This is a genomic window from Nonomuraea salmonea, from assembly GCF_042428605.1.
GTDB classification, from domain to species: domain Bacteria; phylum Actinomycetota; class Actinomycetes; order Streptosporangiales; family Streptosporangiaceae; genus Nonomuraea; species Nonomuraea salmonea.
Genome location: NZ_JBHMCF010000029.1, coordinates 1 through 24,525, shown reverse-complemented (window position 1 = coordinate 24,525; position 24,525 = coordinate 1). Strand labels below are relative to the sequence as shown.

Annotated in this window: 19 protein-coding genes, 4 tRNA genes, 2 pseudogenes and 1 riboswitch; of the genes and pseudogenes, 11 read left to right on the top strand and 14 right to left on the bottom strand. The window is 71.2% G+C overall.

The window, feature by feature from the left end:
* Positions 1 to 78 precede the first annotated feature (78 nt).
* The 5 genes from ACFFR3_RS24300 to ACFFR3_RS24280 all read right to left on the bottom strand — a co-directional run bounded on the left by ACFFR3_RS24300 (position 79) and on the right by ACFFR3_RS24280 (position 2,534).
* Positions 79 to 150: transfer RNA gene (locus ACFFR3_RS24300), tRNA-Val, on the bottom strand.
* A 19-nt stretch (positions 151 to 169) separates the two neighbouring features.
* A tRNA-Gly gene (locus ACFFR3_RS24295) sits at positions 170 to 241 on the bottom strand.
* Positions 242 to 290: 49 nt separating this feature from the next.
* Positions 291 to 361 (bottom strand) — tRNA-Cys (locus ACFFR3_RS24290).
* Positions 362 to 376: 15 nt separating this feature from the next.
* Positions 377 to 448 (bottom strand) — tRNA-Gly (locus tag ACFFR3_RS24285).
* A gap of 106 nt (positions 449 to 554) precedes the next feature.
* Positions 555 to 2,534, bottom strand: coding sequence for an N-acetylmuramoyl-L-alanine amidase (locus tag ACFFR3_RS24280; protein WP_379483891.1), 1,980 nt, complete (start codon positions 2,532 to 2,534; stop codon positions 555 to 557).
* Between the two features lie 206 nt (positions 2,535 to 2,740).
* On the opposite strand from ACFFR3_RS24280, the gene ACFFR3_RS24275 reads away from it, so the two are divergent.
* The 8 genes from ACFFR3_RS24275 to ACFFR3_RS24240 all read left to right on the top strand — a co-directional run bounded on the left by ACFFR3_RS24275 (position 2,741) and on the right by ACFFR3_RS24240 (position 12,003).
* Positions 2,741 to 3,016 carry a hypothetical protein gene (locus ACFFR3_RS24275; RefSeq protein WP_345386706.1) on the top strand — a complete coding sequence of 92 codons (276 nt, stop codon included), beginning with the start codon at positions 2,741 to 2,743 and terminating at the stop codon, positions 3,014 to 3,016.
* An 18-nt stretch (positions 3,017 to 3,034) separates the two neighbouring features.
* Positions 3,035 to 4,855, top strand: a complete 1,821-nt coding sequence (gene glmS / locus ACFFR3_RS24270; RefSeq protein ID WP_364364435.1) for a glutamine--fructose-6-phosphate transaminase (isomerizing) — start codon at positions 3,035 to 3,037, stop codon at positions 4,853 to 4,855.
* Positions 4,856 to 4,913: 58 nt separating this feature from the next.
* On the top strand, positions 4,914 to 5,669 hold the full coding sequence (locus tag ACFFR3_RS24265) for an SAM-dependent methyltransferase (RefSeq protein WP_364364438.1): 756 nt from the start codon (positions 4,914 to 4,916) through the stop codon (positions 5,667 to 5,669).
* A 100-nt stretch (positions 5,670 to 5,769) separates the two neighbouring features.
* Positions 5,770 to 6,735: a Bug family tripartite tricarboxylate transporter substrate binding protein gene (locus tag ACFFR3_RS24260; protein ID WP_364364441.1), complete on the top strand. Its 966-nt coding sequence runs from the start codon at positions 5,770 to 5,772 to the stop codon at positions 6,733 to 6,735.
* A gap of 4 nt (positions 6,736 to 6,739) precedes the next feature.
* A riboswitch (cobalamin riboswitch) is annotated at positions 6,740 to 6,944 on the top strand.
* Positions 6,945 to 7,050: 106 nt separating this feature from the next.
* Positions 7,051 to 9,210 carry a ribonucleoside-diphosphate reductase subunit alpha gene (locus ACFFR3_RS24255; protein ID WP_345386698.1) on the top strand — a complete coding sequence of 720 codons (2,160 nt, stop codon included), beginning with the start codon at positions 7,051 to 7,053 and terminating at the stop codon, positions 9,208 to 9,210.
* A 14-nt stretch (positions 9,211 to 9,224) separates the two neighbouring features.
* Entirely contained in the window at positions 9,225 to 10,220 is a 996-nt protein-coding gene (locus tag ACFFR3_RS24250) for a ribonucleotide-diphosphate reductase subunit beta (protein WP_364364447.1), read from the top strand.
* 18 nt (positions 10,221 to 10,238) lie between these two features.
* Positions 10,239 to 11,300, top strand: a complete 1,062-nt coding sequence (locus ACFFR3_RS24245) for a mechanosensitive ion channel family protein (protein ID WP_345386694.1) — start codon at positions 10,239 to 10,241, stop codon at positions 11,298 to 11,300.
* Between the two features lie 238 nt (positions 11,301 to 11,538).
* The gene (locus ACFFR3_RS24240; protein ID WP_345386692.1) at positions 11,539 to 12,003 is read left to right on the top strand and encodes a TspO/MBR family protein; all 465 of its coding nucleotides are present in this window, start codon (positions 11,539 to 11,541) and stop codon (positions 12,001 to 12,003) included.
* 1 nt (position 12,004) lies between these two features.
* On the opposite strand, the pseudogene ACFFR3_RS50265 reads toward ACFFR3_RS24240, so the two are convergent.
* The 9 genes and pseudogenes from ACFFR3_RS50265 to ACFFR3_RS24190 form a co-directional block, all read right to left on the bottom strand.
* Positions 12,005 to 12,855 (bottom strand): annotated as a pseudogene (locus ACFFR3_RS50265) (DUF2804 domain-containing protein).
* 71 nt (positions 12,856 to 12,926) lie between these two features.
* Positions 12,927 to 13,838, bottom strand: a complete 912-nt coding sequence (locus ACFFR3_RS24225) for a CPBP family intramembrane glutamic endopeptidase (protein WP_364364453.1) — start codon at positions 13,836 to 13,838, stop codon at positions 12,927 to 12,929.
* A 221-nt stretch (positions 13,839 to 14,059) separates the two neighbouring features.
* Complete coding sequence (locus tag ACFFR3_RS24220) at positions 14,060 to 14,299, bottom strand: hypothetical protein (RefSeq protein ID WP_345386684.1); 240 nt, start codon at positions 14,297 to 14,299, stop codon at positions 14,060 to 14,062.
* Positions 14,300 to 14,318: 19 nt separating this feature from the next.
* Complete coding sequence (locus ACFFR3_RS24215; RefSeq protein ID WP_345386682.1) at positions 14,319 to 15,062, bottom strand: SDR family oxidoreductase; 744 nt, start codon at positions 15,060 to 15,062, stop codon at positions 14,319 to 14,321.
* 109 nt (positions 15,063 to 15,171) lie between these two features.
* Positions 15,172 to 16,128, bottom strand: a complete 957-nt coding sequence (locus ACFFR3_RS24210) for a zinc-binding dehydrogenase (protein WP_345386680.1) — start codon at positions 16,126 to 16,128, stop codon at positions 15,172 to 15,174.
* 165 nt (positions 16,129 to 16,293) lie between these two features.
* Positions 16,294 to 17,253 (bottom strand): serine hydrolase domain-containing protein, encoded by a 960-nt coding sequence (locus tag ACFFR3_RS24205; RefSeq protein WP_379483890.1) that lies wholly within the window; start codon positions 17,251 to 17,253, stop codon positions 16,294 to 16,296.
* Between the two features lie 46 nt (positions 17,254 to 17,299).
* Positions 17,300 to 17,839, bottom strand: a complete 540-nt coding sequence (locus ACFFR3_RS24200; RefSeq protein ID WP_345386676.1) for an LOG family protein — start codon at positions 17,837 to 17,839, stop codon at positions 17,300 to 17,302.
* Positions 17,840 to 17,849: 10 nt separating this feature from the next.
* Positions 17,850 to 18,959, bottom strand: a complete 1,110-nt coding sequence (locus ACFFR3_RS24195; protein WP_345386674.1) for a zinc-binding dehydrogenase — start codon at positions 18,957 to 18,959, stop codon at positions 17,850 to 17,852.
* A 21-nt stretch (positions 18,960 to 18,980) separates the two neighbouring features.
* A complete protein-coding gene (locus ACFFR3_RS24190; protein ID WP_345386672.1) occupies positions 18,981 to 19,898 on the bottom strand; it encodes a LysR family transcriptional regulator in 918 nt (305 codons plus the stop codon).
* Positions 19,899 to 19,966: 68 nt separating this feature from the next.
* Between ACFFR3_RS24190 and ACFFR3_RS24185 the strand changes: the two genes are divergently transcribed.
* From ACFFR3_RS24185 to ACFFR3_RS24175, 3 genes and pseudogenes are all read left to right on the top strand, one after another.
* Positions 19,967 to 21,424, top strand: coding sequence for a sensor histidine kinase (locus ACFFR3_RS24185; protein ID WP_379483889.1), 1,458 nt, complete (start codon positions 19,967 to 19,969; stop codon positions 21,422 to 21,424).
* A gap of 162 nt (positions 21,425 to 21,586) precedes the next feature.
* Entirely contained in the window at positions 21,587 to 23,473 is a 1,887-nt protein-coding gene (locus ACFFR3_RS24180) for a glucuronyl esterase domain-containing protein (protein ID WP_379483888.1), read from the top strand.
* A 282-nt stretch (positions 23,474 to 23,755) separates the two neighbouring features.
* Positions 23,756 to 24,525, top strand: a pseudogene (locus ACFFR3_RS24175) (DNA-directed RNA polymerase subunit beta); the annotation flags it as partial.

Sequence of the window (24,525 nt, the reverse complement as noted above, 5' to 3'; positions counted from 1 at the left end):
TCACGGACAGTCCGGGCCGGGCGTTCCGGACGACGAAAAGCCCCAGACCACGAAACCGTGGGCTGGGGCCAGAAGGGGTGGACGATACTGGGATTGAACCAGTGACCTCTTCCGTGTCAGGGAAGCGCTCTCCCGCTGAGCTAATCGTCCGTATTGAGTTGTCACTCAGAGCGGAAGACGGGATTCGAACCCGCGACCCTCACCTTGGCAAGGTGATGCTCTACCACTGAGCCACTTCCGCATGGCGCTGTCTTTACTTTAGCGGATCCCGGAGGGTCCGCCGGCCGCCGAGGTGGAGACGGGATTTGAACCCGTGTAGACGGCTTTGCAGGCCGCTGCCTCGCCTCTCGGCCACTCCACCAGGAGTCTTGCTCCGAGCGGAAGACGGGATTTGAACCCGCGACCCTCACCTTGGCAAGGTGATGCTCTACCACTGAGCCACTTCCGCGTGTCTGCCCCCGGCGGCGATGCGCCGGGTCCACGGGAAAACCATATCGTCTCCGCGGAGTGCCCGTGCGCATCGCAGGGGTTCATGGTCGAAACAAGAGCCGGGTTCAGGCGGACGGATGCACCAGCCGTACGTCCGACGCCATCACGAACATCACCCGGTGACCGAGCTGGATCTGGTGGTAGCGGGTCGTGCCGGTGGTGGTGACGTGCTTGGAGGGGCGGTAGGCGTTCGCGGAGTAGTGGGTGCCGGTGATCGTGTCGCCCACCGTGTACGTCTGTCCCGGCGGGATCGTGTACTTGAGCGGCGTCAGCGGCTGCACCGACGCCTTCGAGTAGGCGGACTTCTCGGGATAGGCCCGCCCGTACACCTTGACCGCCCCCGAGAGGGGCGTCACCAGCGGGCCCTTGGCGGGGATGGCGGTCGGGTCGGAGGCCGGGTTGTGGAACCACGCCTTCTGCCCGAGGTACCAGATGGCCGTCCAGTCGCCCTTGCGCTCGGCGACCGCGTACCGCTGGCCGGTGGAGGCGCGGGCGCTGTGGTCGTACACGCTGTACGTGCTCGCCTTCCCCGGGCGCTTGCCGATGTCGTCGACCAGGGGAGCGGTGTGGCTCGGCGACTTGTGCAGCCACACCGTGGAGGCCCCGTGCGGCGGGCACTTCTTGTCGGGCTTGGTGGTCTCGCAGCCGGTGAAGCGCGGCCGGTGCGTGGCGTAGTCGGGGCGGATGATGATGGAATCGCCGTCCTTGGCCGCCTTGAACGGTTTCTTCATCAGCTCGAAGTAGTGCGCCCAGTCCCAGTAGGGTCCGGGGTCCTCGTGCATGCCGGCCACGGTCGCGGGCGTCGTGCCTGGGACGTTGTCGTGGCCGAGGATGTGCGCCCGGTTGAGCGGAATGCGGTACTTGGCGGCGAGATAGCGCACCAGGCGGGCCGACGACCGGTACATCGCCTCGGTGTACCAGGTGCCGCCCTTGGCCAGGTAGCCCTCGTGCTCGATGCCGATCGAGCGGGTGTTGACGTCCCAGTTGCCGGCGTGCCACGCGATGTCGTTGGTGGCGACGTGCTGGGCGACGTGCCCGTCGCGGGAGCGGATGGTGTAGTGCCAGCTCACGTACTTGGGGTTGCGGATGAGGGAGGGGATGCCCTGGTAGCCGCCCTCGGTGTCGTGGATGACGATGTAGTCGACCGAGCGCTTGCGCGACAGGCGGTCGTGGTTGCCGTAGTCGCGGTTCTTCTTCTTGCCGAAGCGCTTGAACGCGGCGGGCATCCACTCACAGTGCAGCGAGGCGGGGCACTCGGCCTTCCCGCCCCCAGCCGTGTGGCCCTTGGGCGTGCTCGGCTGCTCCTGCTCGTCGGTCCCGGGGACGTCGTCGTCCCAGGCGAAGTCGTCGGGGTCGCCGGGGTGGGGGAACGTGTCAGGGTCCCAGGTCCCGAGGTCGGGCACGGGGTCGAGCTCCACCAGGTGCCCGTCGTCGGTACGCCGCCGCGCCCCCTCCCGCATCACCGAGAACACCTCGTCGGCGAACGCGCCGGCCGCCTTCGGGTCGTCGGTGCCGGCGTACTTGGCGACGGCGCCGTGCCAGTCGGCGGGGTCGGAGCTGGGCTCGTCCTGGTAGGAGGCGAGCAGGGCGGCGCCGGCGCGGATGTTGGCGGCCGGGTCGTCGCGCAGCCGCTCGGGCGGCAGCCCGGCGAGCCGGCCCGCCTCGGGCAGCGTGGTCTGCTGCTGAGCGTCGGAGACGCGCAGCGCCGCGTGCGCGTGGGCGGGCGTCATCGGCCTGGTCTCGTCGCCACGCGGGTCGCCGTGGGCGTCGCCGAGGTGCTCGTGGACGCCGGCGGGGAACGCGTCCACCAGGTGCATCGGCCCGTACCCGCCGGCGGTGCTGGGCCGGCCGCCGTTGGCGTCCCACCGGGACTCCAGGTACGACACCGCGAGCAGCACGCTCTCCGGTACCCCGTACTCGCGGGCGGCCGCGGCGAAGTCGGCCTGCCGTCCCCCAGATGAAGTGGGGGCTGCGGACATGAGGGGGACGGTGGCCGGCGCGGTGAGGACGCCGGCGGCGACGGCGGCGGCGAGCCAGAGCTGCATGAACATCTCCCCAGGAACGTCACGATACGACTACTCACCGTAACCATTCCCAGAAAGGGATGTGTCAGGCGGGTCGGATGATACGCATGTGATCGGCCTTGAACGCGGCATCCCGATCGACGAAGCGGTGCCCTTGAGCGCATTTCCTGCCCGATATCGGGCAGGATGTTGGCGTGTCTCACTCCAGAGCCGTAGGGTCCTCGTCTGTGTCCACGGCACGGCATCCGTACGAAGACCTCATCGCGCACCTGACGCGGACGAGTCCACTCGGTCCAGGCGAGGCGGCCCGCGTGGTCGCCGACGTGCTCGCCTACTTCTCCGAGCCCGCCGAGGAGTTCGTCAGGCGGCGGCACGGCGAGCTCAAGGCGCGCGGCCTGACCAACGACGAGATCTTCCCCCGGATCGCCTCCGAGTTACGGAGCCGCAGGGTCGCGGCTCCGGAGCTGTCGCTCAGGCAGCTCCGCAGAATCGTCTACGGATGAGATGAAGAGGAGACCTCGATGTGCGGAATCGTGGCCTATGTCGGCCCCAAGGACGCCGCGCCCATCCTGCTGGAGGGGCTGCAGCGGCTGGAATACCGGGGCTACGACTCGGCCGGGGTCGTGGTGTCCAACAAGGGGCTGAAGGTACGCAAGGTCAAGGGCCGGGTCGCCGACCTGGCGAAGGTGGTGCCCGCGCGGTTCAAGGGCAGCCTCGGCATCGGCCACACCCGCTGGGCCACCCACGGCGTGCCGAGTGACGTCAACGCCCACCCCCACCTGTCGGCTGACGAGCGCATCGCCGTCGTCCACAACGGCATCATCGAGAACGCCGCCGAGCTGCGCGCCAAGCTGGAGGCCGACGGCGTGGTGTTCGCGTCGGAGACCGACACCGAGGTGCTGGCCCACCTGATCGCCCACGCCGCGGACGAGAACGACACGCTGGAAGAAGCCGTCAGGAAGACGCTCAAGAGCGTCGTCGGCACGTACGGCATCGCGGTGATCGACGCCGAGCGGCCCGGCGAGGTGGTCGTTGCCCGCAACGGCAGCCCGATCGTGCTCGGCATCGGCGAGAAGGAGATGTTCGCCGCCTCCGACGTCGCCGCGCTGGTCCGCTACACCCGCCAGGTCGTGCACCTGGAGGACGGCGAGCTGGCCGTGCTCAAGGCCGACGGCTTCCACACCTTCTCCAGCGACGCGCGCGAGACGGCCAAGGAGCCGCTGACCGTCGACTGGGACGCCGGCCACTACGACACCGGCGGCTACGAGCACTACCTGCTCAAGGAGATCTCCGAGCAGCCCGAGACGATCACCCGCACGATGAGCGGCCGGCTCGACGAGCGCTTCCACGTGGCCCACCTGGGCGGGCTCAACATGGACGCCCGCGAGACGCGCGGCTTCCGCCGGGTGAAGATCATCGGGTGCGGGTCGGCGTACTACTCGGGGCAGATCGGGGCGCAGCTCATCGAGGAGCTGGCGCGCATCCCGTCCGACGCCGAGCCGGCCAGCGAGTTCCGCTACCGCAACCCCGTGGTCGACCCCGACACCCTCTACGTCGCGATCAGCCAGTCCGGCGAGACCTACGACACGCTCGCCGCCGTGCAGGAGCTCAAGCGCAAGGGCGGCCGGGTCATCGGCATCGTCAACGCCGTCGGCAGCGCCATCGCCCGGGAGGTGGACGGCGGCATCTACCTGCACGCGGGGCCCGAGGTCTCGGTGGCGTCGACGAAGGCGTTCACCTCGACGTGCCTGGCGTTCGCGCTGCTCGCGCTGCACCTCGGCCGGGTGCGCGACCTGTCGCCCGCCGACGGCCGCCGCATCGTCGAGGGACTGCGCCGGCTGCCCGGCCAGATCGAGCAGGTCCTCGGGCAGAGCGACCGCATCGCCGAGCTGGCCAAGAAGTACGCGCCGCACCCGAGCATGATGTTCGTCGGGCGCGTGCGCGGCTACCCGGTGGCCCGCGAGGGCGCGCAGAAGCTCAAGGAGATCTCGTACGTGCACGCCGAGGCGTACCCGGCCAGCGAGCTCAAGCACGGGCCGCTCGCGCTGATCGGCCCCGACATGCCGACGGTCGCGATCGTCCCCGACGACGAGCTGCTCGACAAGAACCTCACCACGCTCGGCGAGATCCGCGCCCGCGGCGGTCAGGTGCTCATGGTCGGCCACCGCGAGCCCGACGCCAAGCTGGCCGACGACGTGATCGTGATCCCGAAGAACGAGATCGAGCTCGACCCGATCCTGCTGACGATCCCGCTGCAGCTCCTGGCCTACTACGCGGCCGTGGCGCTGGGCCGCGACGTTGACAAGCCACGCAATCTCGCCAAGAGCGTTACGGTTGAGTAGCTAATCCAAATTGGCCCGGACTATCGTTATCTCGGCCCGGACGGCATAAATTCAAAGGGTGCGGCAGTTCGACCATCGCAGGCCCCATCCCGCACGCATGTATGACTACATGCTCGGCGGGAAGGACAACTTCGCGGTCGATCGCCAGGCCCTCGATCAGCTCGCCGAGCTGATCCCGGAGGCGGTCCCGCTGGCCCGCGCGAACCGGGCCTTCCTTCAGCGTGCCGTACGCTACGTCGCCCGCGCCGGGGTCGACCAGTTCCTCGACCTCGGCAGCGGCCTGCCCACGCAGGGCAGCGCGCACGAGGTGGCCCCCGACGCCAAGGTCGTCTACGTCGACAGCGATCCGGTGGTGGGGGCGCACGCGGCGGTCCTGCTCAGGCGCACTCCCGGCCGGGCCAGGTTCGTCCAGGCCGACCTGCTCGACACCGAGGACGTGCTGGCAGGCGCGGGGGAGTTCCTCGACTTCGAGCGGCCGGTCGGCGTGCTGCTGGTGTCGATCCTGCACTTCCTGCCCGACTCCGACGACCCGCAGGGCGCGGTGGCGGCGCTGCGCGAGCGGCTGGCGCCGGGAAGTTTCCTGGTCGTCTCGCACGCCACGACCTCTCGCGGCGAGGAGGACGAGCCGCCGCGGGGCCGCGCGGGCAGCGGGACGGATCGCTCGCCGGCGCGCATCAGGGCGTTCTTCGGCGACTTCCCGATGGAGCCGCCGGGGCTGGTGCAGGCGACGGACTGGCGGCCGGACCGGCCCAAGCTGGTGGGTGACTGGTCACTCCCTTCGTCCCTTATGGCCGGAGTCGCCCGTAAAGCCTAATAAGCCCGAAAATCAAGAAAAAGCGCAACATATATCGATTTTGAATAGCGACCATGACCCCGGTGTATAGCCTGCCGTAATGGGTTAATAACCTAGAGTAATGGGGGATTCGGGGGAGAAGCACATGCGCCGGCGGCGCTTTCTGGCCTGCGGGCTGGGAGTGGCCGCCGCCATCGCGGGCTGCGGCACGGAGCGGGCCGGCGGGCACGTGCCGATCACCGGGTTCACCCTCAAGCCGGACGGGCGGCGCTGGGAGCGGGTCGGGCAGGCGTTCGCGGGAGCGGCCCTCGCCGTCGGCTACGAGCCGGGCGGCGGCTTCGACCTGACCCTGAGCGGCCTGCCCGCGCTGGCCGCGGCCGAGCTGAACAACGGCCAGAGCATCATCGACACCGCCACCCCGCTCGCCAGGCTCAGCGGGGAGGCGCTGGTCGTGGTCGTCCCCGACTCCTCTCCGCTGAAGGACTTCGGCGACTTCGGCGCCAGACTGCTGGCCGATCCAGGCCACACCATGCTCGCGGGCGGGTCGCAGGGCGAGCCGGACCACCTGCTGTTCGGCCTGATCGCGCGGGCGCTCGGCGCCGACACCCGGCAGGTCGACTACACCGGCTACCCCAGCGGGCCCGAGGCCGTGGCCGCGCTGCTGTCCGGCAGGGCCGTGGCCGCCGCCGGACCGCTGTCCGACTGGCGGCCGGGGCTCAAGCGTGGCCGGATCAGGCCGCTCGCGGTCTCCTCGGCCGTCCGCGTGCCGGAGCTGGACGCGCCGACCCTGCTGGAGTGCGGCGTGCGGGTCGACTTCGCCGAGTGGGTGGGCGCGTTCGGGCCTGAGGACATGGACGAGGAGAGCCGCGAGGCGGCCGTGCGCCTGTGCGAGGAGGTGCTCGGCTCCGCCGCGTGGGAGGCCGCCTGCCGGGCCGCGGGCTGGCTGCCGATCCCGCTCGCGGGCGACGACTTCGCCCACTGGCTGGACACCGAGCTGGCCCGCACTCGCGCCGTGCTGCGGGATCTCGGCATGGTCGACACGACCAAAGCCACAACATGCTGGGGTAGTTGCGGGAACGGCCACTAGATGTAGGATCTCGGTCGTCGCTGGTTCGCCTTCTCGGAGGCGGAGCAAAAGGGAACCCGGTGCGATTCCGGGGCTGCCCCGCAGCGGTGAGCGGGAACGACCGCCGTCACAGAGCACTGGAGAGATCCGGGAAGCGACGGCCAGTAGGAGCTCCACGGACGTGGAGCGGGCCCGCGAGCCCGAAGACCTGCCAGCGGTGTGCAGTGTTCATGGCCTCGAGGGCGGGTCTGGCACACGCGGTCCGGCGCGCCTCGCGCCGCGCTCCGCCGTGCTCTCGCCTGCCCTCATGGGGAAGCTCGCGAGGAGAGAGAGCACGTGACCCAGATCGTTGAGGTTGACCGCCGCCTGGCCATCGAGGAGGCCGCCGCCCGGGTGATCGCCGATCCGGCCAACTCCCGGGTCGCCGCCCGGCTGCTGGCCGAGGAGATCGCCGACGAGGCGGCCGGGCACGGCGTGCGGACGTTCTCCGAGTCGATCGCCGCCACCCACGCGGCCGGGCTCGTCCAGGACCGCCTCGCCGCGTTCGTCGCCGCGCACGCGGCCGAGCTGGACGCGCTGGTCTCGGACGTGGCGGACGACCGCTTCGAGTATTTCGGGCTGCGCACGGTCTACGACCGCTACCTGCTGCGCCACCCCGAGACGCGCGCCGTGCTGGAGCGGCCCCAGCACTTCTTCCTGCGGGTGGCCTGCGGGCTGTCGGAGACCGTGGCCGAGGCGGCCGAGCTGTACGCGCTCATGTCCACGCTGTCGTACCTGCCCAGCTCGCCCACGCTGTTCAACTCCGGCTCGCGCCGTCCGCAGCTGTCGTCCTGCTTCCTGCTCGACTCGCCCCGCGACGAGCTGGAGGCCATCTACGACCGCTACGGCCAGGTGGCGCGGCTGTCGAAGTACGCCGGTGGCATCGGCATCGCGTGGACCAGGGTGCGTTCGCGCGGCTCGCTGATCAGGGGCACCAACGGCCACTCCAACGGCATCGTGCCGTGGCTGCGCACGCTCGACTCCTCCGTGGCGGCGGTCAACCAGGGCGGCCGGCGCAAGGGCGCGGCCTGCGTCTACCTGGAGACCTGGCACGCCGACATCGAGGAGTTCCTGGAGCTGCGCGACAACACCGGCGAGGAGGCCCGCCGCACCCACAACCTCAACCTGGCCAACTGGGTGCCCGACGAGTTCATGCGCCGGGTCGAGGCGGACGAGATGTGGTCGCTGTTCGACCCGAAGGAGGTGCCCGACCTCACCGACCTGTACGGATCGGCGTTCGAGGCGAGATATCGCGCTTACGAGGCCGCCGGGCGATATGTCCGGCAGATCCCCGCCCGCACCCTCTACGGCCGCATGATGCGCACCCTCGCCCAGACCGGCAACGGCTGGATGACGTTCAAGGACGCCGCCAACCGCACCTCCAACCAGACCGCCCGCCCCGAGAACGTCATCCACCTGTCCAACCTGTGCACCGAGATCCTGGAGGTCACCAGCGACGCCGAGACCGCGGTGTGCAACCTCGGCTCGGTCAACCTGGCGGCCCACGTGGCCGGTGACGACCTGGACTGGGAACGGTTGCGCAGCACCGTGCGCACGGCCGTGCGCTTCCTCGACCGCACCATCGACCTCGGCTTCTACCCGACGCCGCAGGCCGAGGCGGCCAACAAGCGGTGGCGGCCGATCGGGCTCGGCGTGATGGGCCTGGCCGACGTGTTCTTCACGCTGCGACTGCCGTTCGACTCGCCGCGGGCGCTTGAGCTGTCCACCCGGATCGCCGAGGAGATCGCGCTGGCCGCGTACGACACCTCGGCCGACCTCGCGGCCGAGCGCGGCAGGCACCCGTCGTACGACGAGACCAGGGCGGCGGGCGGCGTGCTGCACCCCGACCACTACGGCGCCGCCACCGGACCCCGCTGGGACGCGCTGCGCGCGAAGATCGCCACGACCGGCCTGCGCAACTCGCTCATGGTCGCCATCGCCCCGACCGCCACCATCGCCTCGATCGCCGGCTGCTACGAGTGCATCGAGCCGCAGGTGTCCAACGTGTTCAAGCGCGAGACCCTGTCGGGCGAGTTCCTTCAGGTCAACCGCTACCTGGTGGCCGACCTGCAGGCGCGCGGGCTGTGGACGGCGGCGCTGCGCGACGACCTCAAGCGGGCCGACGGCTCGGTGCAGCAGGCGCCCGGCGTGCCCGACGACCTCAAGCTGCTCTACCGCACGGCCTGGGAGCTGCCGCAGAAGGCGCTGATCGACCTGGCCGCCGCGCGGCAACCGTACATCGATCAGTCGCAGTCGCTCAACCTGTTCATGGCCAGCCCGACCATCGGCAAGCTCTCCTCGATGTACGCCTACGCCTGGAAGAAGGGCCTGAAGACCACCTATTACCTGCGCTCGCGGCCCGCGACGCGCATCGCGCAGACCACGGTCGCCGCGCCCGCGGCGCAGGCGGTGGCCTGCTCGCTGGAGAACCCGGAAACCTGCGAAGCCTGCCAGTAAGGAGCCCCCGCGACATGTTGCTCGACCCCGGCATGGACCTCACCCTGCGGCCCATGCGCTACCCAGACTTCTACGAGCGCTACCGCGCCGCGATCCGCAACACCTGGACGGTCGAGGAGGTGGACCTGCACTCCGACCTCGCCGACCTGGCGAGGATGACGCCGCAGGAGCGGCACCTCATCAACCGGCTGGTCGCCTTCTTCGCCACCGGCGACTCGATCGTGGCCAACAACCTCGTGCTCAACCTCTACCAGCACGTCAACGCCCCCGAGGCCCGCCTGTACCTGAGCAGGCAGCTCTTCGAGGAGGCCGTGCACGTGCAGTTCTACCTGACGCTGCTCGACACCTACCTGCCCGACCTGGACGAGCGGGTCAAGGCGTTCGCCGCGATCGAGCACATCCCGTCGATCCGCGACAAGGCGGAGTTCTGCTTCAAGTGGATCGACTCGATCGGCGGGCTGCAGCGGCTGGAGACGGCCGCCGAGCGCCGCCAGTTCCTGCTGAACCTCATCTGCTTCGCCGCCTGCATCGAGGGCCTGTTCTTCTACGGCGCCTTCGCCTACGTCTACTGGTTCCGCTCGCGCGGGCTGCTCGGCGGCCTGGCCACCGGGACGAACTGGGTGTTCAGGGACGAGTCCATGCACATGGAGTTCGCCTTCAGCGTGGTCGACACCGTACGGGCCGAGGAGCCCGAGCTGTTCGACGACGAGCTGGGCAAGCAGGTCACCGAGATGCTGGAGGAGGCCGTGGCCGCCGAGCTGGCCTTCGCCGCCGACCTGTGCGGCGACGGCATGCCGGGCATGAGCGTGGGCCAGATGCGCCAATATCTCGAGTACGTCGCCGACCAGCGGCTCGCCCGGCTCGGCCTGCCCCGCAGGTACGGCTCGGCCAACCCCTTCGCGTTCATGGAGTTGCAGGACGTGCAGGAGCTGGCCAACTTCTTCGAACGGCGTGTCTCTGCGTACCAGGTGGCGGTTGAGGGCAATGTGAGCTTTGACGAGACGTTCTAAGACATAGGGGGCAAGAACGTGCAGTCTCCAGCGGACTGGCCGATCCTTCTGATCTCGGTGGTCGGCTCGATCCTCCTGGTGGAAGTGGCCCGGCGCCTGCTCAACAGGGCCGGCCGCAAGTGGGCACTGGCCCAGCACCTCGTGGAGCACTGCACGTGGCCCGCCTTCCTGACGGCCGCGATCGTCGCGTTCAACCTCGTGTTCGGGCCCGGCATGTTCGGCGACTCGCCCTCCGAGCGGGCCCTCGGCGCGACCGTGCAGCAGGCGCTCGGCCTCGTCACCATCGCCGTGGTCACCTGGCTCATCGTGCAGGCCGCGTACGCGCTGACCGACGTCATCCTCGACCGGCTCGTCCAGGTCGAGGGCGAGCGCAACCGGCGGGCCCGGCGCATCATGACGCAGATCGGGCTCGTGCGCCGCATCGCCGCCGCCGTCGTCATCGTCATCGCCCTCGGCGCGATGCTCTTCTCCTTCCCCCAGGTGCGGGCGCTCGGCGCCGGGCTGCTCGCCTCGGCCGGCATCGCGGGCGCCGTCGTCGGCATCGCCGCCCAGTCCACCATCGGCAACGTGCTGGCCGGGCTGCAGCTCGCCTTCAGCGACGCGCTGCGGCTGGACGACGTGGTCGTGGTGCAGAAGGAGTGGGGGCGCATCGAGGAGCTGACGCTGACGTACGTCGTGCTCAGGCTCTGGGACGAGCGCCGCCTGGTGCTGCCGGTCTCGTACTTCACCCAGAACCCGTTCGAGAACTGGACCCGCCACGGCAGCCGCGTGCTCGCCGTGGTGTACCTGCGGGTGGACTGGTCGGTGCCGGTGCCCAAGCTGCGTGAGGCCCTCTACGCCTTCCTCCAGGAGAACCCGCTGTGGGACCAGAAGGACTGGACGCTCCAGGTCACCGAGGTGCTGCCGAACGGCCTGGTCGAGCTGCGGGCCCTGATGAGCGCCGCCGACTCGCCGTCGTCGTGGGACCTCAAGTGCGACGTGCGCGAGTTCCTCGTCAACTACGTCAGGGAGAACTTCCCCGAGTCGCTGCCGCGCTTCCGCGTGGAGACGCCGGAGAGCCGCGCGGGCGCCGGCGAATAATCGGTGGCCGGGGCGTCGAACGCCTGCCTATCGTGGAGATCGTCCAGCGTTGATCAGCTGTCTTCGCCCGGACGCGCGGCCCTGAAAGAAGAGGGCCGCCGGGCCACGGCCTGGCCGGTGGGAATGGCGCCCCCCGGCCGGACTCCGCCCTCGCCCCGGGCCGGTTGACGCCGGCCGGGCCCGGGGCCCAGCCGCGACGGCGCGCGTCGATGGACGCCGGCGGGGCAGGGGGGACGTCATGAAAGGCAAAGTCCTCCTGAAGACCGCACTCGCGGTGACCGCGACCGCCGTCGCCGGCTCGCTCGGCACCGACCCGCGCTCCACCTGGTACCAACGGCTGAAGAAGCCGTCGTGGCAGCCGCCGCCCCAGGCGTTCCCGCTGGTCTGGACCCCGTTGTACGGGCTCATCACGTACGCGGGCGCCCGTGCCGTCTCCCAGACCGGCCCCGAGCGCAGCCAGGCGTTCAAGCGGGCGCTGACCGCGAACCTGCTGCTCAACGCGGCCTGGCCGGCGCTGTTCTTCCGCACCCGCGCCCCGAAGCTGGCGCTCGCCGAGATTTTCGTGCTCAACGCCTCCAACGCGCTGCTCATCCGCCGGACCTGGCCGGCCGACCGGCGCGCCGCGCTGGCGCTGCTGCCGTACGCGGGATGGACGGTCTTCGCCACCGCGCTCAACACCGCCATCGCCCGCCGCAACCCCTGACTCACCAGCGCTGGCGAGCCTCCTCCGCCCAGCCGGTCAGGCCGTCGAGATCGACCCAGGCGCCGTCGTCGGCCCGAGCCCGGCCGCTGAAGTGCCCGAAGCACTGGTGCGTCTCCGACCCCACCACGCCCAGCTCCGTACGGGCGACCCGCTCGTGGAACGGCGTGAACACCGCCTGCACCCGTTCCCCGGTGATGCGCCACGGCTTCGTCCAGTCGCCGCGGTCGTAATGCCAGGCGAGCTCCTCGCCGATCTTGTGCAGTCTCCCGTCCACGAACAGGGCGTTCTCCGTCATCCCGGTGCCGTCGGTCCACTTGCCGCCGAGCTGGATCGCCCGTCCCGGCGCGCTGCCGGCCGCCCAGTTCCACACCGCGCGGTACGGCCAGCGCCCCCGCCCGTGGTCGAGCACCGCGAACGCCTCGCTCCCGCCGATCTCGTACGTGGCCGCGCCGAGCCTGAGCCGGCCGCGTACGGGACGGCCGACGTCCTTGACCGTGTACTGGAAACGCCGCGGCCCCCATGGCACCACCACGCCCAGCGACTCGTGCCCCTCGGGCAGCGGCACCTCCAGCTCCACCTCGGCCTGCGCGGTCACCGCCCTGATCGTGCTGCCGCCCGGCTCCTGCGCCAGGTCGAGGGCGAGCCCGGCCGCGCGGGCCGACACCCGGCCCGTGCAATCACGTGCGAGGGGGTGACCACCCCCCAGTACTCCCAGCGCTTGGTCCTGCCCCAGCCGCGCAGGTTGGCGCGGTGCAGCGGGCGGCGCGTCCAGCCGACCGCGCGGGGGTCGAGCCGCCCGTCCGGCAGGCACAGATCGACGGCCGCCGTGATCTCCCGCTCGTGCGTCACCATGATCGCAGCGTACGCCGGGCGGGCGCGGCAGCCCCATCCGGCTGCCGCGCCCGCCCGGCGGTGCCGCGATCTCAGTGCGATCGCCCGGCCTCCGGGCGGTAGCCGAGCTTGCCGCGCGTGGCGATCAGCACCACCAGGGCCGCGCCCAGACCAGCGAGCAGGGTGACCATGCCGGCGCTGTCGGGGTCCGCGATCGAGGGGAACATGTCGGAGTAGATGATCGACATGAAGTTGTTGACGCTGACGTGCAGCACGATCACCAGGGGCAGGCTCTGGCCGGTGCGGTTGAACACCCAGGTGATGACGAAGCTGAAAGCGCTGGCGAAGACGACGAAGATGCCGATCCGCTGCCAGGTGACGTCCGGGTAGCCGCCCCACTCAGTGAGGTAGAGGGGCAGGTGCCACACGCCCCACAGCGGGCCGAGGATGGCGGTGGCACGCAGCGGGCCGTACCTGCGCTGCATGCGGGCCAGCGCGAAGTCACGCCAGCCGGGCTCCTCGGCCAGACCTGTGGTGATCATCTGCAGCAGCAGGCCCGGGATGTACGCGACGAGCAGCACCATGGGCGGCACCTGCGCGGCGCCGTCGGAGACGGCCAGGGAGGTGACGATGAGGACGGCGGGCACGCCCAGTGCGGCGCCCGCGTACCAGCCCCAGTGCACCTGCCACTTCGTCATGCGGCCGATCCAGCGGCGCACGCCCTCCTTGCCCTCGGTCAGCCGGGTCACCAGGTAGGCGGAGAAGATCGGGCCGAGGTAGGCGCCGGGGAGCACCCCGGCGAGCTGGGTCGTGCCGAGCAGGGCGGGGAAGTCGAAGTCCCAGACGCCCATGCCCTGGTTGGAGAGCGCGTACGGCAGCCATGCGACCCAGCTCAGCAGGTTGGCCAGGACGAAGTAGCCGGTCAGCGGGTAGCGGCGGATGAGCCCGCCCAGCCCGCCCTGGCGTGGCGGGTCCTGGAGGCCGGGGGTGCTGTCGACAGCCATGTCGGTGAAATCCCTTGGGGAGGTGTGCTTGACGGACAGGACAAGCACACCAGCGGGGACCCTTTCCCGTCGTTCCCGCGTACGCCCCAATGGTGGTACAGCCAGGGGTACCGTTTCCTGACCCGCGCCGTGGCCGCCGGGCGGTCTCGCGGAGTCACGCCAGGTCGTACGCCACATCCTGCCGCCCGTGCTGAGCGACAGGAGCTTGCGGCACCTGACGGTCAGGCCGCGTCGTCCGGGGACTCGTCCTGAAGGAGGAGATCCTCCAGGACCTCGACCGCGTCGCGGACGCCGCGCAGGCCGACGGCCGCGCGCTCGGCGTCCGCGGGGTCGAACAGCCACTCCTCGATCGGCAGGCGTTCCTCCTGCTCGGGATGGCTCGCCGCGACCTCGATCAATTCGAGGTCGACCTCGGCGTGCAACTCGTACAGGAACTCGCCCTCGCCGTCCTGGCCGTTCATCGCTCTTTCCTCCCCCGGCCTAGCGGGCGGCCCAGTCGCGGTAGTGGATCTCGCCGAGTGCCGCCTCGCCGAGCGGGACCAGCGAGAGCTCCTCCAGTTCGCTGCCGAAGTAGCGGGCGTGCGGGTCGGTGACCACCTCACGGGTGTCGCCCATCCCGGCCAGCGCCTGGCGGAAGAACTCGTCCATCCGGTACCGGTCGGGCCCGGCGATCTCGATCCGCCCGTTGACCGGCGCACCGACGGCGGTCCTGCCGACGGCCGCCGCGACATCGTCGCCCGCCATGGGCTGGAACTGGACGGGCGCGATGTGCGCGCAGCCGTCCTCGCGGGTGGCCTCGTCCGCGATGCCCTTCGTGAACTCGAAGAACTGCGTCGCGTGCACCAGCGAGAACGGGATGCCCGACTTCTCGATGAGCTGCTCCTGAGCGATCTTGGCGCGGAAGTAGCCGTTGTCCGGCAGCCGCTCCGTGCCGACGATCGAGACCGCCACGTGGTGCCCGACGCCCGCCTCCGCCTCGGCGGCGAGCAGGTTGCGGGTGGAGGTCTCGAAGAAGGCCAGCACGGCGGCGGGCTCGAACGACGGCGAGTTCGACACGTCCACGACCACCTGAGCCCCGCGCAGCACCTCGGCCAGCCCCTCTCCGGTGAGGGTGTTGACGCCGGTGTTCGGCGAGGCCGCCACGGCTTCGTGGCCGTGCTCGCGCAGCTTCGCCACGAGCTTCGAGCCGATCAGACCCGTTCCGCCGATGACGACGATCTTCATGCGGTTCCCTTTCGTCCTGCCGGCGGCTCTTCATGCCGTCCGGTCGTCAGCTAAGACAGGGCGGGACGCGCCCCTGTGACAGGAACCCGGAGAAATCTCCCGTGAAGGGTCAGCTCTTCGCGGGCGTGAGCACGATCCGGCCGAACACCTCGCCCGCGTCCATCGCGCGGTGCGCGCGTACCGCCTCCTCCAGGGGCAGCCGCTCGTGCACCACGGGGATCAGCTCGCCGCGGCTCGCGGCGGCGAACTGCTCGCCGGTCAGGCGGAGCCGGTCGGCCTCCGGCACCGTGTTCGCGCTGAACGTGGCGAACGACAGCGACCGCTGGAACGCCGCGAACATCTCCATGCCGAAGTCCGCCGGCGGCATGCCCGCCACCGCGCCGACCGCCACCATGCGGCCGTTCGGGTTGAGCCTGGCGAAGAACGCGGGCAGACCTGGCCCGGCGGCGACGTCGATGATGACGTCGAAGCCCGCGGGACCGTCCCCCTCGCCCGATCGGTCGAGCACGTGCGTCGCGCCCAGCCGGCGCAGGCGCTCGCCGCGTTCCCGCGACGACGTCGTGACCGCCACCGCGCTCGCGCCGGCCTGCGCGGCGAGCTGCACCGTCATGATGCCGAGACTTCCTGCCGCGCCGCGCACCAGCACCGACTCGCCGGGCTCGAAACGGGCGTGCCGCAGGCCGAAGTGGGCCACCACGCCGGCGTTGCCGAGCGCCACGGCGTCCACGGCCGACAGGTCGCCCGGCAGGGCGTGCAGCGCCGTCACCGGGACGACGGCCCGCTCGACGTAGCCGCCGCCCACCCCGGTGAACGCCCACACGCGCCGCCCCACCCACGACGGGTCGGCGCCGGGCCCTGCGGCGGTCACGGTGCCCGCGATCTCGCCGCCGGGGATGTGGCCCTTCGCGAAGCCGGGGGCGCCCTTGCGGATGAAGACGTCGGCGCCGGCAACCCCGGTCGCCTCGACCTCGACCAGCACCTCTCCCCGGCCGGGGCTCGGGTCGGGCAGCTCGACGACCGCCATGCCCTCGGGCGCGCCGAACTCCTGGATCACGACTGCTCTCACGGAACGCATCTCCTTCGTCTTTCGTCCTACTGATTCGAACACTAGCGGACGATGACATTCCGCTTAGTCGAAGTGAGAGCGGCTGGCACGGGTTTGCCTCACAAGCGAACTCGTGGAGGAGGGGCGGCGGCGGCAGGCGTCCCGGTCACGGGGGAAGCGCCACGACTACCTCATGATGGGGCTGCTGGAGGATGAGCCGAGGTAGGCGTCCAGCAGGCCGTCCATCAGGGTGACGCGGCGCTCGGTGCGGTCGTCGAGGGCGATCAGGGCCAGTGTCAGGCCGGGTGCGGGCACACGGGCGTGCAGGGCGCGCAGCCCCGGCCAGCCGCCGCCGTGCCGGTAGACGCGGTGGCCCGCGTGTTCGCGTACGCCGACGCCCCACGCGTAGTCGAGCGGCGTGCCGTCGTCGAGCCGGCCCGGTGTCTGGAGGAGCGGCGCGATGCCGGGCTCGTCGGTGTTGAGCGCCTGTCCCCACCTCAGGAGGTCGGTGAGTGTGGTCCACGCCCCGCCGTCGCCGAGGGAGAGCGGCGCGGGACCGGCGACCGGCGCGACGCTCCCTGGCCCGTCGGGCACGGGGGAGGGGCCGGGCCAGAAGAGGGTACGCGTCATGCGCAGCGACGCGAACAGGCGCTCACGGGCGAAAGCGGGCAGCGGGCGCCCGGCACGGCGCTCCACCGCGACGGCCAGGCACACGTACCCGGCGTTGGAGTACGCGTACGCGGTGCCGGGCCGGCGGGGCAGGGAGGGGAAGCGGGCGAGCGCCCGGAGGACCCCCGCCGTGGTGTGGCCGGCGTCGATGTCGCGGTCGTCAGGCAGCCCCGCCGTGTGGTGGACGAGGTGCCGAAGCCGCACGTCGCTCGCCCATGGCGGCAACTCGGGCAGCCAGCGTGACAGCGGCGCGTCCACGTCCAGCACACCGTCCTTGACCAGCAGCGCCGCGCACGCGGCGGTCAGCTGCTTGGACAGGGACGCGGCGTAGACGAGGGTCGTGGCGGTGACCGGATCGCCGGCGGCGGTCGTCCCTTGGGCCAGGAGGACGGGCGGCCCGTCACGCCGCGCGACGCCCACTACGAGCGGCTCGTCGGGACGGTAACCGGCGGCGGCGACCAGGGACGACAAGGACACGAACGCCATGATCGCAGAGGCGGACGTGCTCGGAGGCCGGAGCGGTCTAGCGGGTCCCGGCCTGCTCCTCCAGGTACGCCAGCGCCCCGACGCCCTCCTCGGCGAAGAACACCAGCTCGGTGAGCGGCACCGGCAGGAAGCCCTCGGCCTCCATGCGCTGGAACTGCTCCCTGAGTCCGTCGTAGAAGCCGGCCGTGTTGAGCAGCACCACGGGCTTGGCGTGCAGGCCGTGCTTCTTCAGCTCCAGGATCTCGGTGGCCTCGTCGAGCGTGCCGCTGCCGCCGACCATGATGACGAAGGCGTCGGCGCGGGCCAGCAGCTGCGCCTTGCGCTCGGCCAGGTCGCGGGTGACCACCATCTCGTCGGCGCCGGGCCGCGCCAGGTGGGCGAGGAACTCCACCGAGACGCCCACCAGCCGGCCGCCCGCCTCCTGCACGCCGTCGGCCACCACCTTCATCAGCCCGGAGTCGGAGCCGCCCCACACCAGCGTGTGGCCGCCCTTGCCGAGCAGGCCGGCGAACTCGCGGGCGGGCACGGTGTAGCGGTCGTCGAGGTCGGCGGCGGAGCAGAAGACGCAGATGTTCACGCCCGGCAGTCTACGACCGCCCCGCCCGGGGGACGATCAGCGCTTTGACCACCCGCTGCGCGGCCACGTCCGCCAGGGCGCGCTGCGCGTCGCGCAGGTCGTACTCGCCGCTGATCAGGCTCGCCCACGGGAACAGGCGCTGGTAGCGGGCCAGCACCTGGACGCCGCGCCAGAGGTGTCCCGCGTCGCTGCCCCAGCAGCCGCGCACGTCCAGGTGGCGGCGGTTGAGGTCGCGGTGCGGGTTGAACGTGGCGTCGCCGGTGTCGGTGTACTGGCCTGCCACGACGTACCGGCCGGCGTCGCGGGTCAGGCGCATGCCCTCGGGCACCGCCGCCGGCACGCCGGTCGCCTCGATGGTCACGTCGGCGCCCCGGCCGCCCGTCACGTCCCTGACCGTCTCCAGACGCTCGTCCGGCGTCATGGCGTCGATGTCGAGCACGAGGTCGGCGCCGAGCCGGCCGGCCGCCTGCAGCCGCACCCGCGAGCCGCCGATCGCGATCACCTGTCCGGCTCCGCGCAGCTGCGCCAGCGCCATCGCGCACAGCCCGACCGGCCCGGTGCCCTGCACGATCACGGTGTCGCCGAACGCGATGTCGCCGAGGGTGGCCGCGTGCAGCGCGGTCGGCAGGCCGCAGCCGCCCGCCAGGAAGGCCCGCCAGTCGAGGTCGGGCGGCAGGGCCACCACGTGCACGCCGGGCTTGAGGTGGACGTACTCGGCCCAGCCGCCGAACAGGCCCTCGTCGGCGGGCATCGTCACCCCGTAGACCTTGCGCTCGGGGCAGCGGGTGGTGGCGTGCGCGACCGTGCAGAACCAGCACTGGCCGCAGGTGCCGTGCACGTCGTGGAAGGTGACCGTCTGGCCGATCTCCAGCGGCTCGCCCCAGATGTCGCGCGCCGAAGCCCCGGGCCCCAGCTCCGCCACCTTGCCCACGGAGATGTGCCCGGGGATGATCGGGTACGGCACGCCGGCCAGCCGCCCTTCCCACAGGTGCACGTCGGTGCCGCACACCTCGCTGCCGAGCGTCCTCAGCAGCACCGCCCCCGGCTCCAGGTCGGGCCGCTCGTACGCGCGCGGCTCCAGCGGGGCGCCAGGCCCCGGCATGACGACGGCCGAAATCATCTCCGGCCTCCTTCCGTGACGCTAGTGACGTCCGCGCGCTCGCGGCGGGACGACCATGGGCACCCGCTGCCTGGGCAGGCCGGGCGGCGCGGCGGAGTACAGCTCGCGGATCATCGCCAGCAGCGTGTCCAGGCACGGCGGCGGGTCGTCCCTCCACCAGGCCAGCCGCACGTCGATGCGGGGCGCGTCGGTGACCAGCCGGTACGCGACCCCGGGGCGCGGGTTCTGGTTGGCGGTGGCCTCCGCCGTGACGCCGATGGCCTGGCCGCCGGCGATGACCGTCAGCCACTCGTCCACGCCGTCCACGGTCCTGGTCTGCGGGCGCATGGTGGCCGGCCACAGCTCGGGCGTGGTGGTGCCGCTGCGCTTGTCGATCGCGACGGTGTAGCGGGTGAGCTGCTCCAGCCGTACGGAGCGGCGCCTGGCGAGCGGATGCTCGGTGTCCACGGCGGCGTAGCGGGCCTCGCAGCCCACCGAGGCCATGTCGAACCGCTCGTCGGCGAGCGTGCGGCGGATGACGGCGATGTCCGCGATGCCCTCGCTGAGCCCCGCCGTCGGCGTGTTGGACTGCACGAACATCAGCGGCACCGCCGGGTGGGCGACGGCCCACGCCTTCATCAGGTGCCGGGTGTGCTTGCCCAGGGCGGCGTAGGCGTAGCCCACGCGCAGCTCGGGGCGTGCCTCCTGGGCGATGCGTTCGAGGCGGTCGACCTCGTCGAGCACGCGTCTGGCGCGGGTGACGATCCGGCCGCCGGCGCCGGTGAGCGTGACGCGCTGGTTCGAGCGGTCCAGCAGGCGGGTGCCGAGCGTGGTCTCCAGGGCCGCGACGGAACGGGAGACCGCGGCCTGCGAGACGCCGAGCAGGATCGCGGCGTCGGTGAAGGTGCCCTCGTCGACGACCGCGACGAAGGCGCGGAGCTGGCGTAGCTGCACGTCCATACGCCCAGCGTATAAAACGGACATAACGTGTATTGTGTTTGAAAAGGGATACTTATGACACTGTGGTTATGACCAGGTCATGGAAGAGCTCCATCCGGGCCAGGTACACGGTGGCCGCCGCCGTGTTCTCCCTCATCATCCTCGGCGCGCTCGGCGCGACGCTGGACCTCGTGGTCCGCAACCATCTGCAGACCACCGCGTTCGATCAGGTCGAACGGGTGGCCAGCCAGTGGAGCGCGACGGCGCGCGGCGGTGTGCTGCCGCGCCCCATCCCCGCGTACGCCCCCGTCGAGCTCATCCAGGTCGTCGACGCCGGCCACCACGTGGTGGACGCCAGCAAGCAGGCGTCCTCGACCGTCCCGCTCAGCTGGATGCGGCCGCCGCCCGACGACAGGTTCCAGCACGCCGTCGAATGCCGGCCGGAGGGCGACTGCCTGGCGCTGATGGCCATCAGGCTGACCCCCGAGGCCGACGCCGGTGTGGTCTACGCCGCCAGGCCCGAGGCCGAGCTGATCGCGGGAGGCGGCCTGGAACTGGCCATCGGGGGCGCGATCGCGTTCCTGGTGGGCATGACGGCGTACCGGACCTGGACCCTGGTAGGGCGCACCCTGCGGCCCGTGGCGGCGATCAGGTCGCGCATCTCCGAGATCACGGTGAGCGACCTGAGCCTGCGGGTGCCCGTACCGCATGGGGACGACGAGATCGCCCAGCTCGCCACCACCGCCAACCAGACGCTCGCCCGCCTGGAGGATGCCGTCGAGCAGCAGCGCCGCTTCGCCTCCACCACCTCCCACGAGCTGCGCACCCCCATCGCGGGGCTGCGCACCCAGCTGGAGGAGGCGGTCCACTACCCCGGCGACATCGACCCGCACGAGACCATCCGCAACGCGCTCGCCTCCACCGACCGGCTCGAGGCCATCGTGGACGACCTGCTGCAGATGGCCCGCCTGCGCCAGGGCGACCCCGCACCGCCGGAGTCCGTCGATCTGGCCGACCTGATCCGCGCCGAGGTCGCCAACCTGCCCCGCCGCGTGCCCATCGCGGTCGAGGCGCGGCAAGGCGTCATCGTCCGCGGGTCCCGCGTGCAGCTCGCCAGGGTGCTCAACAACCTCCTGGCCAACGCGCAGCGCCACGCCGGCTCGGGGGTGGACGTGACCCTGACCGTGGCGGACGGCCAGGCCGTGCTCGCGGTCACCGACGACGGCCCCGGCGTCCCTCCCGCGCACCGCGAGCGCATCTTCGAGCGCTTCGTCCGCCTGGACGACGGCCGCCGCCGCGACCCCGGCGGAAGCGGGCTCGGCCTCGCCATCTCCCGGGACATCGCGCACACCCACCACGGCAGCCTCCGGGTCGAGGACTCGCCGGCGGGCGCCAGGTTCGTGCTCCGCCTCCCGCTGGCCAAGCAGGCGGAGAGCCGCCCCGGCGACGGGCGCGGCCAGGGAGGGCCCGCCGGGGAGCGGCTCCCCATGCGCTGCCTGAAGCCCAGCCGGCTGGTGGACCCGCGATCCGTCACCGACGCTCCTTAGTTTCACCTAATTTCCGATAATTTCGGCATCGAGAGCGGCAGGTGACCAGGTCAGAGCGACGGGTTCGGGCGTTGGCGCCGAAACTTTTCGGGTGGTGATTGACACTTTTCGGGGGTGTTCGCACACTGATCGCCAACACCCCACCCGGAAGGGAGCCCTCCAGTGATCACCAGCTTGGCCCGCTCCACGATCGGCTTCAGGATGGTCGCGCTGGCGCTGGCGGCCACGCTCGCCGCCGCGGGAGCGGCGGCGACGACCCCCGCACCGGCCGTGGCGGCCGACGGATCCGAGAACGAGGGCGCCGACTGCCAGGTCCCCGGCCTGCCCGACGCGGGCTCCTTACCCACCGTCTCCCGGCTGCCCGACCCCTTCACCAAGCTGAACGGCACCCGCGTCACCACCAAGTCCGACTGGCGCTGCCGCCGCGAGGAGATCAAGAGGCTGGCGGAGAAGTTCGTCTACGGCGAGAAGCCGGCCAAGCCGTCCAGCGTCACGGGCACGGTGTCGCGGACCGGCATCACCGTCAACGTCTCGCACAACGGCAGGACCGCCTCCTTCTCCGCGGGCGTGGACCTGCCGAGCGGCACGGGCCCCTTCCCCGCCGTCGTCGTGCTCGGCGGGTTCGGCGCCGACACCGCCGCGATCAAGGCCGCGGGCGCGGCCGTCATCACCTACGACCCCCTCGCCGTCGGCAGGGAGGGCACCCCGCGCAACAACAAGCAGGGCGCCTTCTACACGATCTACGGCGCCAACAGCTCCACCGGCATACTCGCCGCCTGGGCCTGGGGCGTGAGCCGCATCATCGACGTGCTCGAACAGTCCGGCGGCGGCATCCTGCGGTCCGACGCGACCGGAGTCACGGGCTGCTCGCGCTACGGCAAGGGCGCGTTCGTCGTCGGCGCGTTCGACCAGCGCATCGCGCTCACCATGCCGATCGAGTCGGGCAGCGGCGGCGTGGCCGGCTTCCGCGCCATCCAGGGTGAGAGCGGCGCCCAGCCGCTGAGCAGCGCCTACTCCGAGCAGCCGTGGCTCGGGGACGCGTTCGGCTCGTTCACCGGCAGCCCTGCACGGCTGCCCGTCGACACCCACTCGGTGGTCGGCATGATCGCGCCGCGCGGGCTGTTCATCATGGACAACCCGCACATCGACTGGCTCGCCGCCAGGTCCGCGAGCGTGGCCGCGCTCGGCGGCGCCGAGATCTACAAGGCGCTCGGGGCCGGGGGCAACATCACGTACTGGTCGGCCGTCCAGGACGGCACCCACTGCGCCAGCCGGTCGGAATGGCGTACGCCGCTGCAGCAGAACATCCAGAAGTTCCTGCTCAACACCGGCAGCTACACCGGCTCCATGCGGATCGCCGCCAACAAGAGCGGCAACCTGGCCGAGTGGCGCGACTGGCAGACGCCCACGCTCGGCGACGGCGACGGCGGCGGCGACACCACCCCGCCCACCGCCCCGTCCGGTCTCGCGGCCTCGGGCACCACGTCCACCGGGACCTCGCTCAGCTGGACGGCGGCCACCGACGACACCGGCGTGAGCGGCTACGACGTCCTGCGCGCGACGGGCGCGAGCGGCGGCACGTTCGCGCAGGTCGGCACCTCGGCCACCACCTCGTACGCCGACACCGGACTGACCCCCGCCACCACCTACCGCTACCAGGTCAGGGCCCGCGACGCGGCCGGCAACACCTCGCCGGTATCCGGCACCGTGCAGGTCACCACCCAGCCGGGCTCGGGAGGCGGTGGCTGCACGGCGGTCCCGGCCGTACAGACGCAGTGGAGCACCGGGTACGTCGTCCAGCCCCTCACCATCACCAACACCGGCACCTCGGCGATGAACGGCTGGACGGTCACCTTCACCCTGCCCGCCGGGCACCAGCTCGCCGGCTCCTGGAACGGCACCACGACCGTCAGCGGACAGACCGTCACCATCAGGAACGTCGCGCACAACGGCGCCCTGGCTCCCGGCGCCTCCACCGGCAGCGTCGGCTTCCAGGTGAACCGCCCGTCCGGCGACACCGCATTCCCGTCCGGCTACACCTGCGCCTGACCTCGCCCCCCTCCGGCCCGCCGCCCCAGGGCGGGCCGGAGTGCGGGCCGGAGGGGACACGCGACACGAACGCCGCCGCCGGTTGACGGGCCGACCCCGCCATGACATAGTGAAAGCGGCACGGAGGGTTGACATCATCACTAGTGGTGGACAGCCGTTTCCCTTTTGCGTTACGCTGCTTCTCTCACGTTGCCGTGACGTCCCGCTTTCGCCCTCGCGATCGACGGGGCGTTTGGCATGCGTGGAGCTCCTACCCATCCGTGCCCTTCGGAAGGACCTCACTTGGCAGCCTCGCGCACCTCCGCCCTGCCCACCGGTTCGCCCCGCCGCGTCTCCTTCGCCCGCATCCAGGAGCCTCTCGAAGTCCCCCACCTGCTCGCCCTGCAGACCGAGTCCTACGACTGGCTGGTCGGCAACGAACGGTGGAGCGCCCGTGTCGAGGCGGCCCGCCAGGCCGGGCGCACCGACGTGCCCGCCCAGTCGGGCCTGCAGGAGATCTTCGACGAGATCAGCCCCATCGAGGACTTCTCGGGGACGATGTCGCTGTCGTTCCGCGACCACCGCTTCGAGCCGCCCAAGCACTCCGTGGACGAGTGCAAGGAGAAGGACATGACCTTCTCCGCCCCCATGTTCGTCACCGCCGAGTTCGTCAACAACGCCACCGGTGAGATCAAGAGCCAGACGGTGTTCATGGGCGACTTCCCCCTCATGACGCCCAAGGGCACCTTCATCGTCAACGGCACGGAGCGCGTCGTGTCGTCGCAGCTCGTGCGCTCGCCGGGCGTCTACTTCGAGCGCAGCATCGACAAGACCTCCGACAAGGACCTGTTCGGCTGCCGGGTCATCCCGTCGCGGGGCGCCTGGCTGGAGTTCGAGATCGACAAGCGCGACAACGTCGCCGTACGCGTCGACCGCAAGCGCAAGCAGCCCGCCACGGCGCTGCTCAAGGCGCTCGGCTGGACGACCGAGCAGATCCTGGAGCGTTTCGGCCGGTACGAGTCGATGCGGGCCACCCTGGAGAAGGACCACACGGCCGGCCAGGACGACGCCCT